We start from the raw sequence: 12,045 nt of genomic DNA, 5'->3' as shown, positions 1-12,045 counted from the left end.
GAGGAACGTTGATGAGCGATACAACAGAACCGCGGGGTTCGGTGGCGCGGCGGAATGCCATCCTCGAGGCCGCATGGCAGCTCATGGCCGAGCGCGGCTACCACCACGTGCGGATCCAGGATGTGGCCAGGATCTGCGGCACCAGCACCGGCACTATCCATTACTACTTCCCCGGCAAGGACGACGTGCTCCGCGAGGCACTGCGCTATTGCGTGGACCAAGCCTTCGAACGCCAGGGAACCGTGCTGCGCCAGATCGACAACGCCCACAAACGGCTGCTGGCTCTGATTGAACTGCAACTGCCCGTGGGCGTCCAGGTCCGCAACGAGTGGTCCATCTGGCTGCAATTCTGGTCCGAAACCACCCTCAATCCTGCGCTGCGCCCCATCCACAGCGATTTCTACACGCGCTGGATGGACACGGTGGTCAGCATTGTCCGGCGCGGCCAGCGCCAGGGCATCTACCGCGACGTCGACGCCGTGGCGTTTGCCCGGCTGCTCACCTCCGCCACCGACGGGGCGGCCATCAAGATCCTCACCGGGGCACCGGAGATGACGGTGGACAATATGCGCAGCATGCTGGTCTCCATTGTGGAGAAGGAACTGACCATGGCGCCCAGCGTCGTCTGAACGGAGACCGGGTACATGGCGCCTGAATTGGATGCAGCGGTGGAGCCGGCCCGACTGGCGGAGCTGTGGCGCCCCCGGCTGGCCGGCTGGGACCGGCGCAGCATGGACCAGACCGACCTGCGCCGTGCGGCCGTCGCCATCACGGTGTACCCGGTGCACGGGGCCGCGCACTTCCTGATGATCAAGCGGGCCGCGCGCGGCTCCAATCCCGGCCAGTGGGCACTGCCCGGCGGCCGGATGGATCCGGGCGAGAGCGGCACCGAAACCGCCCTGCGCGAGCTCGCCGAGGAAACCGGTATCGCCGCCACCGAGGCCCAGGTGCTGGGCCTGCTGGATGATTTCCCCGCCAGCCGGGGCATCATCATCACCCCCGTCGTCGTCCTACTGGACACCGAGCAGCACCCGCGGCGGCACCCGGCCGAGGTGGCCTCGCTGCACCCGCTGCCCCTGTCGGCACTGACCGCCCCGGGCGTCCCGCGCTGGCAGGCGCGGCCCGGCGCCGAACCGCTCCTGCAGCTGCCGCTGCGCCAGGACATGCTGGTCCATGCCCCCACGGGGGCCATCCTCTACCAGTTTGCCGAGGTGGTCCTGCGCGGCGGGGCGGTGCGCGTGGCCGGACTCGCCGAGCCGTCGTTCACGGCCCGCTGACCAGTCCGGGCCCGCCGGGGGTCACACGGTGATCTCGCGCTTGAGGATCTTGCCCGTGGGGCCCTTGGGCAGGGCGTCCACGATCACCACGCGGCGCGGATACTTGTAGGCGGCCAGCCGGTCCTTCACGAAATCATGGATGCTGGCCGCGAGCGCCTCGGGATCGCCGGCGCCCTCGGCCCCGTCCTTGAGCGCCACCACCGCCACCACTTCCTCGCCCAGTACGTCGTCGGGCCGGCCCACCACCGCCGCCTCGGCCACGGCCGGGTGCTCGTAGAGGACCTCCTCCACCTCGCGCGGGTACACGTTGTAGCCGCCGCGCACGATCATGTCCTTCTTGCGGTCCACGATAAAGAACACCTTGTCCTCATCCATCCGGCCCAGATCCCCCGTGCGGAACCAGCCGTCCGGAATCGCCGCGGCCGTGGCCTCGGGGTTGTTCCAGTAGCCCTTCATCACGTACCCGCCGGCGACGGCGACCTCGCCCACCTCGCCGGCTGCGACGTCGTTCCCGTCCGGGTCAAGGATCCGCAGCTCGGCGCCGGGCACCACGGTGCCGATGGAGCCGGGCTTGCGGATGCCGTCCAGCTGGTTGAAGGAGACCACCGGGGAGGTCTCGCTGAGTCCGTAGCCCTCCAGCAGCGTGGCCCCGAAGACCCGCTCAAACTCGCGCAGCACCTCCAACGGCAGCGCCGAGCCGCCCGAGGCGGCCACCCGCAGGCTCGAGGTGTCAAATCCGTCCCGCCCCCGCGCGCGCAGCAGGGCCACGTACATGGTGGGCACGCCCTCGAAGATGGTCACCTTGTCCCGTTCGATGATCTCCAGCGCCTTTCCCGGGTCGAAGCGCGGCAGGATGGTCACCGTGGCCCCGCTCATGACAGCGGCGTTGAGCGCGCAGGTCTGGCCGAAGACGTGGAAGAACGGCAGGCCGCCGAAGATCACGTCGCCCTGCCCTATGTTGAACAGCTTCGTGGAGGCCTGGGCGTTGCTGCGCAGGTTTTCATGCGTGAGCTCGGCGCCCTTGGGCCGGCCCGTGGTGCCTGAGGTGTAGAGGATGACGGCGGTGTCGTCCGGGGCTGCCGGGGCCACCTCGGTTTGTGGTTCCTGCGCGGCCAGCAGGGCCAGAAACCCGGCATCGACCGGCACCACCTCCGCCCCGGCCGCCGCGGCACCGGCCGCCACCTCGGCCAGCACGCCGTCCCAGGCGAAGGCCAGCCGCGCGCCGGAGTCGGCCAGGTGGTACTCCACCTCCCGGGCCTTCAGCAGCGGGTTCAGCGGCACCACGATGGCTCCGTGGCGCAAGATGCCGTAGTAGATGGTCGGCATCTGGGGAATGTTGGGGCTGACCAGCGCCACCCGGTCCCCCGGCTGCACCCCCTTGCTGCGCAGCAGCCCCGCCACCTGGGCGCTGAGCGCATCCAGGGCGGCGTAGGACACCCGGACGTCGTCCATCTTGATGGCGGTGGTGCCGGCATGGGCTTGGGCAGACGCGGTGACGGTGCTGGCCAGATTGGTCATTCCGGGCTCCTTGGGTGGGCTGTGGTGGCACCAGCGTAACTGCGGGGCCAAGGTGGCGACCAACGCCACACCGCCTTGCGGCCCTTGACTCATTTTAGAACATATGTTCGAATTAGTCCATGCGGTGGAGCAGCCAGGAGCTAGGGCAGGACGTCTTCGAGGACGACGGCGGGGCCTCCCCGGGTGCCGGGTCCCCTGCCGCCACGCTGCCGCTGCTCCCCCTCGCCGGCCTGCTGCGCAGCGTCTCCACCCCGGACTTTGCCGGCATCACCTTCCACGAGGTCGCGGCCAAAAGCGCGCTGAACAAGGTCCCCGCGGGATCCACCATGCCATTCGAGTGGACCATCAACCCCTACCGGGGCTGCTCGCATGCCTGCGTGTACTGCTTTGCACGCAAGAGCCACACCTACCTGGACCTCGACGCCGGGGCGGACTTCGATTCCCAGCTGGTGGTCAAGGTGAATGTGGCCGAGGTGCTGCACCGCGAGGTCAACAAGCCCACCTGGCAGCGCCACCACGTCGCACTGGGCACCAACACCGATCCCTACCAGCGGGCCGAGGGCCGGTACAAGCTGATGCCGGGCATCATCGAGGCCCTCGCCGGATCCGGCACACCGTTTTCCATCCTCACCAAGGGGACCCTGCTGGCCCGAGACATACCGCTGCTGGCCGAGGCGTCCTCGGCGGTGTCGGTCGGCATGGGCATCTCGCTGGCGCTGACCGACGAGGCCCTGGCCCACGCCGTCGAACCCGGAACGCCGTCGCCGCGGGCCCGGCTGGCCCTGATCGCACGGCTGCGCGAGGCCGGGCTGCCCTGCGGCGTCATGGCCATGCCCATCCTGCCCTGGCTCACCGACGGCGACGGCGCCCTTGACTCGCTGTTTTCCTCCCTCGCCGCCGCCGGTGCCACGGGGGTCAGCGCAGGGGCACTGTATCTGCGCCCCGGCACCCGGGAATGGTTCATGGCCTGGCTGGCCCGCGACCATCCGGCACTGGTGGGACGCTACCGCAGGCTCTACGGCACCGGCGCCTACGCCGCCAAGGAGTACAGGCAGTGGCTGGCCGGGCGGGTGGCCTTCTTCAAGAAACGCCACGGCTTTGCCGGCAGCGCCGGGTTCATCCACGACGCCCGGGCGGAGGAGGCCCAGTACCCCGACGGCGCCCTCCCCGACATCCGCCGGATCGGCGCACCGGCACCGGCCGGCCGGCCCGGCTCAGACCTGCAGCCGGTGCTGTTCTAGGGTGTGTCTCCTAATCAGTGGTTTTGCGGTTTGGCATGATTGATGGGTGCCTTCTCGCTATTCCGTGTTGTCCGATGCCCAGTGGGAGTCCATTGCCCCGTTGATGCCCGATTCGTCGGGGAAACCGGGCCGACCCTTCAACGACCACCGGCTGATGACCGAGGGCATCATCTACCGCTACCGGGCAGGGATCCCATGGCGTGATCTCCCTGCCTATTTCGGGTCGTGGAAGACCGTGTGGAAGCACCACCGCCGCAACGCCGCCAACGGGACCTGGGACAAGGTCCTGGCGGCGTTGCTGACCCGCGCGGACACGGCCGGGCTGATCAACTGGGAGGTCTCGATCGACTCCACGGTCAACCGTGCCCACCAGCACGGCACGAACCTGCCCCGCCACACAGGGGGACCTGTCGAATTACAGGAATCTGCTCGACGAGCCTGAGGACCATGCCATCGGCCGGTCCCGCGGCGGGCTGACCACCAAGATCCACGCCCTGGTGGATGGCAACATGCGTCCCCTGGTCCTGCTGCTGGGGCCGGGCCAGGGCGGGGACTCGCCGATGTTTGAGAACCTCATGGAGGCCCTGAAGGTAGAAAGGCCCGGTCCCGGCCGGGCCCGCACCCGCCCGGACCGGGCCATGGCCGACAAGGCCTATTCCTCCAAAGCAATCCGGGCGTACCTGCGCGGGCGGGGCATCGAGTGCGTTATCCCGGAAAAGGACGACCAGAAGGCCAACCGGAAACGCAAGGGCTCCGCCGGGGGACGCCCCGTCAGATACGACAGGGACGCCTACAAACGGCGCAATGTGGTCGAGCGCAGCTTCAACACCCTCAAGCAATGGCGGTCCCTGGCCACCCGCTACGACAAACTGGCCCTCACCTACCGCTCAGCGGCCGTCCTGCACGCCGTCGTCATCTGGAGCGCCGCATTGGGAGACACGCCCTAGCGGCCACCGGTCCGCGAAGGGCCAATTGCCAGCCGGTGGCACAAATACGCAGGGCCGGGGCAGCTGGTGCTGCCCCGGCCCTGCGTATTTGTATGGCCCGCTGCTATCCGCTCTTGCGGCGGAATTCGCGCTTCTGCGATTCTGATCCATGCTGGTGGTTGATCTTGGCTCCCGTGGCAGCCTCCACCGTCGCATGGTGTTGGTTGTTTTTGCGGTCAAGTGCCTCGCGGAACTTTGCCTTCATTTCATCGCTGGCCGTGGTGCTGGCCTGCGCCGTGCTTGCTCCGTCGTGGTGATTGTCAGACGACGTCATCAAAACCTCCTGGATCGTGCGTGAGACTTCAGTCTGGCACAGGCCCCGGCGAATGGAACAGTATTAGTCCGCGGCGGACCGTGCAGCAGTGGCCGCCAGCACGGCATGCACGATCGGAAAGTCCGCCGGAATCCAGGGCAGTCCGAGCAGCCCGGCTCTGCCGTCCAGCGGCAGCCAGCGCAGCTCGTCATGGTCCTCCAGGGGCGCCGGCTCCCCCACCGTGACCTCGGCCAGCCACACGCGCATCGCCGCGGCGGTGTTCAACGGCCAGCCGGCCGCCGTCGTCCCTTCAACCTCGGCGCCCAGCCGGACCTCAACGCCCAGCTCTTCCGCCAGCTCCCGATGCAGCGCCTCCTCAAGGCCCTCCCCCGGCTCCACCTTGCCGCCGGGGAACTCCCACATGCCGGCAAAGGCCTCGGGCGCCGTGCGCCGGGCGGCCAGCAACATCCGCGGCCGCTCCAGCGAATCGACTATGGCTCCGCCAACTATTTGTTTCAGCTCATTCACCTGGCCAGTTTAGGGCGAACTAGACTGGATGGGTGGACGCCGTTGTCTGCGACGAGTATCAGCGTCTGCACAGACGGACCCTACCGAGAGCCTTGTATGCCACAGTCCCACACCCCCCTGTCCCCGCGCATGGTCACCTGGGCCATCATTTCCCTGGCCGTTGGCGGCTTCGGCATCGGCACCACCGAATTTGCGATGATGGGCCTGCTGCCCAACATCGCCGACGGTGTCCATGTCAGCATCCCCGAGGCCGGCCATCTGATCTCCAGCTATGCCCTCGGCGTGGTGGTCGGCGCACCACTGCTATCGGCCCTGGGGGCCAAGATTCCCCGCAAGACATTGGTGCTGGGACTCATGGTGCTCTTCACCCTGGGCAATCTGTCGTCCTTCTTCGCACCCGACTACGGCACCCTGCTGGTGACCCGGTTCATTGCCGGGCTGCCGCACGGCGCCTACTTCGGCGTCGCCGCCGTCATTGCGGCATCCCTGGTGGCGCCCACCAAGCGCGGCCACGCCATCTCGATGATCATGCTCGGCCTGTCCATTGCCAACGTCGTGGGCGTGCCGCTGGCCACCTTCATCGGCCAGCAGTACGGCTGGCGCCTGATGTTCGTGCTGGTGGCCATCATCGGCGTCCTCACGCTGGCCTGCATTGCCAAGTTTGTGCCAGCGCAAAAGGTGCACGCCGATGCCAGCATCCGGCGCGAGCTCAGCGCCCTCAAACGGATCCAGGTGTGGCTGGCCCTGCTGACGGGAATTGTGGGCTTCGGCGGCTTCTTCGCCGTCTACACCTACATCGCCAAGACCATGACGGTGGTGGCCGGCTTCGACGAGCATTTCCTCCCCGTCATCGTGGGCCTCTACGGCCTGGGCATGGTGGCCGGCAACATCGTGGGCGGGCGGCTGGCGGACAAGTCCGTGATGGGGAGCGTCTATGGCGTGATGTCATTCATCGCCGTGGTGCTGGTGGTTTACGGCCTCACCGCCAACATCCAGTGGATGGCCCTGGTGATGGCCTTCATCGTCGGAGCCGCGGGATCAATGCTGACCCCGGCCCTGCAGACCCGGCTGCTGGACGTTTCCCCGGGGGCGGCCTCGCTGGCCTCCTCGCTGAACCACTCGGCACTGAACATGGCCAACGCCCTCGGCGCCTTCCTGGGCGGGCTGGTCATCGCCGCCGGCTGGGGCTACGTGGCTCCGGCCTTCGTGGGCGCCGTGCTGGCGGTTCTGGGCCTGGCGATCGCGTTGGCCAGCGGCCTGCTCGACAAGCGCGGGACGGACAGCTGGACGGTGTCCCGGGTTGCCCTGCCTGCCCCTGTGGACGCCGGCTCCACGCCGCCGTCGCCGGTGCCGCAGCAGGCGCAGTCCGCACCGCTGGGATCCGCCACCGGGACCGCCGCGGGATTCCCGGTGCCGTCGCTGGCCGGCGGGGCCGGGGCGCAGCACGCGTCCGCGTCCTGGTCGCGGCCATCCTCCCGCCGCAGCGGCGGGGTGCAGCACGTGTCGCCGCGCCAGGCGTCGACGCCCTCCTTCACCGCGACGCCGGCAATGACCAGGGCGGCGATCGGGTCGGCCCACGACCAACCCAACAGGCTGTTCAGCAGCAGGCCCACCAGCAGCACCGCCGACAGGTAGGTGCACAGCAGGGTCTGCTTGGAATCCGCGACGGCGGAGCGGGAGCCCAGCTCCCGGCCCGCCCGGCGCTGGGCCCAGGAGAGCACCGGCATGACCGCCAGGCTGACCGCGGCCAAAATGATGCCGGCGCTCGAGTGCTCCGCCGCCCGGCCGCCCAGCAGTGAGCTCAGGGCATCGACGGCGACAAATGCCGCCAGCCCAAAGAAGCAGAAGGCGATGATCCGCAGGGCCGTCTTCTCCCGGGTCTCGGGATCGCGGGCGCTGAACTGCCAGGCCAGGGCGGCGGCGGATGACACCTCCACCACCGAATCCAGCCCGAACCCGATGAGCGCACTCGATGACGCACCGGCGCCTGCCGCGAGGGCGACGACGGCCTCGATGGCGTTGTAACTGATGGTGGCGCCCACGAACAGCCGGATCCGCCGGTTCAGCAGGAGGCGGCGCTCGGCGGTGGGGGCCGCGGCATCCACCAGGCTGGCACCGGACATCAGCAGCACCCGTCCTCGGCGGCGGAGGCGCAGTATTCGGGATCCACCGCCAGCACCACCGCCAGGAGGTCCGCCAGCGCGTGGCCGATCCTGGCATCCGCCAGCTCATAGCGCGTGCGGCGCCCCTCCGGAACGGCCACCACCAGCCCGCAGCCGCGCAGGCAGGCCAGATTGTTGGACAGGCTCTGCCGGCTGATGCCCAGCGCATCGGCCAGCTCCGACGGATAGCCCGGGGCATCGCGGAGCGTGAGCAGGATCCGCGCCCGTTTGGGGTCCGAGAGCGCGTGCCCGAAGCGGCCCAGCACAGCCGAGTGAGTTACAGTTTCCATATCCCTACTGTACACATTTTCGTGTATTCAGGAAATGTTGAACGATGGCGCAGATCCGGCGGGCTTGCACCGGCCAAGGCCGCGCCAACTGCGCCATCGATGCCCGGTCAGACCTCGATGGCGGGGGCCGCAGCCTTCGCCTCGGAGTAGATGTCCGGCTCGAGGTAGATGACCTTGGCAATCGGCACGGCCGCGCGCACGCGCTGTTCGGCACTGTCGATGGCCTCGGCAATATGGGCGGCGGTGTCGGCGCCGTCCACGGCGATCTTCGCCGCCACCAGCAGCTCCTCCGGGCCCAGGTGCAAGGTCTTCAGGTGGATGATGCGGCTGACGCCCGGGCCCACCAGCGCGGCCTCGATCGCCGCGACATCGTCTTTGGTGGCAGACTCGCCCAGCAGCAGCGACTTGGTCTCCACGGCCAGCACCACGGCGACGGCCACCAGCAGCAGGCCGATCAGGGCCGTGCCCGCGGCGTCCCACAGGCCGTTGCCCGTGGCGATGGTCATGGACACGCCGAACAGCGCGAAGACCAGACCCAGCAGGGCTGCGGCATCCTCCAGCAGGACCACCGGCAGTTCCGGGGCCTTGGATGTGCGGACAAACTGCACCCAGGTGCGCTTGCCGCGGGTGTGGTTGGACTCCTGGATGGCGGTGCGGAAGGAGAAGCCTTCCAGCACAATGGCACCGAGCAGCACGACAATCGGCACCCAGGCCCACTGCGGATCCAGGCCATGCGGGTCGTGCCACTTTTCGTAGGCCTCGAACAGGGCGAACAGGCCACCGACGCTGAAGAGCACAATCGAGACGATGAACGCATAGATGTAGCGCTCACGGCCGTAGCCAAAGGGGTGCTCCGGACTGGCCTGGCGGCGCGCCCGCTTGCCGCCCAGCAGGAGCAGCAGCTGGTTTCCCGAGTCCGCAACGGAGTGGATGGACTCCGCCAGCATCGACGACGACGCCGTCAGCAGGAAGGCCAGGAACTTGAGCACGGCGATGGACAGGTTGGCCGCGAACGCGGCCACAATCGCCTTGCTTCCTCCGGATGCAGACACGTGATTTCCCCTTAGTGATGGTGCACAGATTGCCGGCGGCCGGCTTGCGGCCGCCGCGGGTCCCCAGCGGGCCCCGGGGCACTACGCTACCGTGCGGCACGGCACGCCCCCAACAAACATCCAGTGCCAAAGGACCCTAGGCACCCCCATGGCCGCGGTGCTATCGTTCCAAAAATAGGGACAATCGAAGGAGGGATCATGGGAATCATTGGATGGATCATCCTTGGCCTCATAGTCGGAGCAATCGTCAAGGCCATCATGCCGGGCCGTGTCGGCGGCGGCTGGCCCACCAGCCTGGTGCTCGGCGTCGTCGGGGCCATCGTCGGCGGCTGGATCGGGGACTTGCTCTTCGGCGGCGGCCGCATGGAGTTCTGGAACATCGGTTCCTGGATTCTGGCCATTGTCGGCGGCCTGGTCGTGGCAGGCGTCTACGGTGCCATCACCGGCAGGAGCCACAGGTCGCATGCCTAGGCCGCAGCCTGCTGGCGTCCGACAGGACTGGACGGAAGGCCCCCACCGGATCAATCCGGCCGGGGCCTTCCCGCGTCCGGTGCCGTCCCCCCGCCCCGGGGGAACACGCGCCCCCGACCAGCTGCACCATAATGGTCAAGTGCCCATCGTGAAGTCCATTGCCCTCTTCGGCCTTGCCGCCGCCGCGGAAATCGGTGGCGCCTGGCTGGTCTGGAAGGCCGTGCGGGACTCAAGCCCGTGGTGGTGGGCGGCGCTGGGGGTGGTGGTCCTCGGTGCCTATGGGTTCATCGCCACGCTGCAGCCCGATGCCCACTTTGGCCGGATCCTTGCCGCCTACGGCGGAGTGTTTGTGGCCGGATCCCTGGTGTGGGGCATGGTCATGGATGGCTTCCGGCCCGACCGCTGGGACGTCATCGGCGCGCTCATCTGCCTCGCGGGCGTCGCTGTCATCATGTTCGCCCCGCGGCAGAGCTGAGCCCGGGCCAGGCTTAACGCAACCTGTGCGGCAGTAGTTGCTCCAACGATCGATCATTGGAGCAACTACTGCCACACAGGTTGGGCCGGGAAAGACCTAGCGGCGCTGGGCGCGGGCGCTGGCGTAGAGGCAGACGGTGGCGGCGGTGCCCAGGTTCAGGGACTCGGCGGACCCGTAGACGGGGACGGCCACGCGGTGGTCGGCCAACTCGAGCTCGGCGTCGGAGAGGCCCTGGGCCTCGTTGCCGAACAGCCACGCCGTCGGGGTTTCCAGCGCGTAGGCGGAATCGGGCACTTCCTGGTCAAAGCTGCGGGCGGCGCTCTCGTCCTGCAGAAGGTCAAGGTTCAAGTGGCCATAGCCATCGGCGGCCAGCACGCCCAGCCCGGCGGCCTTGCACCGTTCCACCAACTCTTCAACATCCGCGCCCAGCACCACGGGCAGGTGGAACAGGGAGCCGGCGGTGGAGCGCACCGACTTGGAGTTGTAGATGTCCACGCTGGAGGCGGTGAGGACGACGGCGTCGGCCCCGGCGGCGTCGGCGGCCCGCAGGACCGTGCCGGCGTTGCCGGGGTCCCGGACCTGGGCCAGGACGGCAATGAGCTTGGGCTTGGAGGCGAGCACTGCTTCAAGGGGCACGTCGACAAAGTTGCACACGGCTAGGATGCCCTGCGGCGTGACGGTGTCGGTCATGGCCTCGAGCACCAGCTCGCTGGCGATGCGGATGTGCAGGTGGCTGGCGCGGTCGTGGGCCAGGTCCATCATCTCCGGGTAGCGCTTGAGGCATTCCAGCGAGGCGTACACCTCGGTGACGATGGGGCTGCCGCCGGCGGTCATGGACTCGCGGTGCGCCAGGAGCGCCTCACGCACGGCCTGCGGGCCCTCGGCGAGAAACTGGCGGCGCTTTAAACGGGCCGAGCGCCCGGCCAGTTTGGCAACGTCCTTCACTCGATCTGCTCGAGGATTGGTCATTGCATCTACTGGCGGGCGCCCGGTTTCGTTCATGGTTGGACTGTAGCAGTCCGGTGCGCTCTAGCAGGAAATCGGATTCCCCGCTGGAGGCGCTGAAGCATTGTGCCCGAGGGCAGGAATGCTACTTGGCCACCGGCGCGGAGGTGTCCGCGGGCAGTGCAGCCTTGGCCAGCTTGACCAGACCCGCGAAAGCGGTGGCGTCATTGACGGCCAGGTCGGCCAGCATGCGACGGTCAACCTCGATCGCAGCGGCCTTCAGGCCCTGGATCAGACGGTTGTAGGTCAGGCCATTGGCGCGGGATGCAGCGTTGATGCGCTGGATCCAGAGGCGACGGAAGTCACCCTTGCGCTTGCGGCGGTCGCCGTAGCTGTAAACGAACGAGTGGAGCAGCTGCTCCTTGGCCTTGCGGTACAGGCGCGAACGCTGACCGCGGTAACCCTTTGCGCGCTCAAGAATAACCCGACGCTTCTTGTGGGCGTTTACCGCCCGCTTCACACGTGCCACGTGCGTACTCCTTCAAGTTCATATCCCAAGCCATGCATGCCTGAGAAGGCTTTAGTTGGTGGTTGCCACCATGCTGGTGGAACCTCCGAATGACTGGGAAATTAGATGCCGAGCATCTTGCGGATGTTGCGTGCATCGGCGGGAGCAACGGTCTTGTCTCCGGCCAGGCGACGCGTCAAGCGCGAGGACTTGTGCTCGAGGTAGTGGCGGCGGTTGGCCTGCTGGCGGCGCAGCTTGCCGGTACCGGTCAGCTTGAAGCGCTTCTTGGCACCACTGTGTGTCTTCATTTTCGGCATGAGGACCTGTCTCCTTACTCAT

At 67.9% G+C, this 12,045-nt stretch carries 14 protein-coding genes and 2 pseudogenes; 7 read left to right on the top strand and 9 right to left on the bottom strand.

Annotated elements, in window-relative coordinates:
* Window positions 1-11 precede the first annotated feature (11 nt).
* Both ACQCSX_RS20475 and ACQCSX_RS20470 read left to right on the top strand, forming a co-directional pair.
* Window positions 12-629: a TetR/AcrR family transcriptional regulator gene (locus ACQCSX_RS20475; RefSeq protein ID WP_427017037.1), complete on the top strand. Its 618-nt coding sequence runs from the start codon at window positions 12-14 to the stop codon at window positions 627-629.
* Window positions 630-644: 15 nt separating this feature from the next.
* Complete coding sequence (locus ACQCSX_RS20470) at window positions 645-1,277, top strand: NUDIX hydrolase (RefSeq protein ID WP_427017036.1); 633 nt, start codon at window positions 645-647, stop codon at window positions 1,275-1,277.
* Window positions 1,278-1,298: 21 nt separating this feature from the next.
* Here the strand turns inward: ACQCSX_RS20470 and ACQCSX_RS20465 are convergent, their stop codons facing one another.
* The gene (locus ACQCSX_RS20465; RefSeq protein WP_427017035.1) at window positions 1,299-2,795 is read right to left on the bottom strand and encodes a long-chain-fatty-acid--CoA ligase; all 1,497 of its coding nucleotides are present in this window, start codon (window positions 2,793-2,795) and stop codon (window positions 1,299-1,301) included.
* A gap of 119 nt (window positions 2,796-2,914) precedes the next feature.
* Here ACQCSX_RS20465 and ACQCSX_RS20460 point away from each other — a divergent pair, with 119 nt between their 5' ends.
* On the top strand, window positions 2,915-4,036 hold the full coding sequence (locus tag ACQCSX_RS20460; RefSeq protein ID WP_427017034.1) for an Rv2578c family radical SAM protein: 1,122 nt from the start codon (window positions 2,915-2,917) through the stop codon (window positions 4,034-4,036).
* 103 nt (window positions 4,037-4,139) lie between these two features.
* Window positions 4,140-4,983 (top strand): IS5 family transposase gene (locus ACQCSX_RS20455; RefSeq protein WP_427018933.1). Its coding sequence is split into 2 segments (ribosomal slippage): window positions 4,140-4,445 and window positions 4,447-4,983, totalling 843 coding nucleotides; the frame shifts between segments, so codons are not numbered across the junction.
* Between the two features lie 103 nt (window positions 4,984-5,086).
* On the opposite strand, the gene ACQCSX_RS20450 is transcribed toward ACQCSX_RS20455, so the two are convergent.
* Both ACQCSX_RS20450 and ACQCSX_RS20445 read right to left on the bottom strand, forming a co-directional pair.
* Entirely contained in the window at window positions 5,087-5,296 is a 210-nt protein-coding gene (locus ACQCSX_RS20450) for a DUF5302 domain-containing protein (RefSeq protein WP_427017033.1), read from the bottom strand.
* Window positions 5,297-5,359: 63 nt separating this feature from the next.
* Window positions 5,360-5,803 carry a (deoxy)nucleoside triphosphate pyrophosphohydrolase gene (locus ACQCSX_RS20445; protein WP_427017032.1) on the bottom strand — a complete coding sequence of 148 codons (444 nt, stop codon included), beginning with the start codon at window positions 5,801-5,803 and terminating at the stop codon, window positions 5,360-5,362.
* Window positions 5,804-5,899: 96 nt separating this feature from the next.
* Between ACQCSX_RS20445 and ACQCSX_RS20440 the strand changes: the two are divergent.
* Window positions 5,900-7,075 (top strand): annotated as a pseudogene (locus tag ACQCSX_RS20440) (MFS transporter); the annotation flags it as partial.
* Between the two features lie 211 nt (window positions 7,076-7,286).
* On the opposite strand, the pseudogene ACQCSX_RS20435 reads toward ACQCSX_RS20440, so the two are convergent.
* The 3 genes and pseudogenes from ACQCSX_RS20435 to ACQCSX_RS20425 all read right to left on the bottom strand — a co-directional run.
* A pseudogene (locus tag ACQCSX_RS20435) lies at window positions 7,287-7,926 on the bottom strand (cation transporter); the annotation flags it as partial.
* Window positions 7,926-8,255 carry an ArsR/SmtB family transcription factor gene (locus ACQCSX_RS20430; RefSeq protein ID WP_427017031.1) on the bottom strand — a complete coding sequence of 110 codons (330 nt, stop codon included), beginning with the start codon at window positions 8,253-8,255 and terminating at the stop codon, window positions 7,926-7,928. The gene ACQCSX_RS20430 and the pseudogene ACQCSX_RS20435, both read right to left, overlap by 1 nt.
* Before the next feature lie 107 nt (window positions 8,256-8,362).
* Entirely contained in the window at window positions 8,363-9,307 is a 945-nt protein-coding gene (locus tag ACQCSX_RS20425; protein WP_427017030.1) for a cation diffusion facilitator family transporter, read from the bottom strand.
* A 198-nt stretch (window positions 9,308-9,505) separates the two neighbouring features.
* On the opposite strand from ACQCSX_RS20425, the gene ACQCSX_RS20420 reads away from it, so the two are divergent.
* Together ACQCSX_RS20420 and ACQCSX_RS20415 are read left to right on the top strand one after the other, a co-directional pair.
* Window positions 9,506-9,778 (top strand): GlsB/YeaQ/YmgE family stress response membrane protein, encoded by a 273-nt coding sequence (locus tag ACQCSX_RS20420; protein ID WP_427017029.1) that lies wholly within the window; start codon window positions 9,506-9,508, stop codon window positions 9,776-9,778.
* Between the two features lie 139 nt (window positions 9,779-9,917).
* Window positions 9,918-10,253: a YnfA family protein gene (locus tag ACQCSX_RS20415; RefSeq protein WP_427017028.1), complete on the top strand. Its 336-nt coding sequence runs from the start codon at window positions 9,918-9,920 to the stop codon at window positions 10,251-10,253.
* 96 nt (window positions 10,254-10,349) lie between these two features.
* On the opposite strand, the gene ACQCSX_RS20410 is transcribed toward ACQCSX_RS20415, so the two are convergent.
* From ACQCSX_RS20410 to rpmI, 3 genes are all read right to left on the bottom strand, one after another.
* Complete coding sequence (locus tag ACQCSX_RS20410; protein ID WP_427017027.1) at window positions 10,350-11,255, bottom strand: TrmH family RNA methyltransferase; 906 nt, start codon at window positions 11,253-11,255, stop codon at window positions 10,350-10,352.
* 88 nt (window positions 11,256-11,343) lie between these two features.
* Entirely contained in the window at window positions 11,344-11,727 is a 384-nt protein-coding gene (gene rplT, locus ACQCSX_RS20405) for a 50S ribosomal protein L20 (RefSeq protein WP_427017026.1), read from the bottom strand.
* Between the two features lie 101 nt (window positions 11,728-11,828).
* Window positions 11,829-12,023, bottom strand: coding sequence for a 50S ribosomal protein L35 (gene rpmI, locus ACQCSX_RS20400; RefSeq protein WP_427017025.1), 195 nt, complete (start codon window positions 12,021-12,023; stop codon window positions 11,829-11,831).
* Between the last annotated feature and the right edge of the window lie 22 nt (window positions 12,024-12,045).

This window comes from Pseudarthrobacter sp. P1, assembly GCF_050156935.1.
GTDB lineage: Bacteria > Actinomycetota > Actinomycetes > Actinomycetales > Micrococcaceae > Specibacter.
This window is presented reverse-complemented; position numbering and strand designations above follow the sequence as displayed.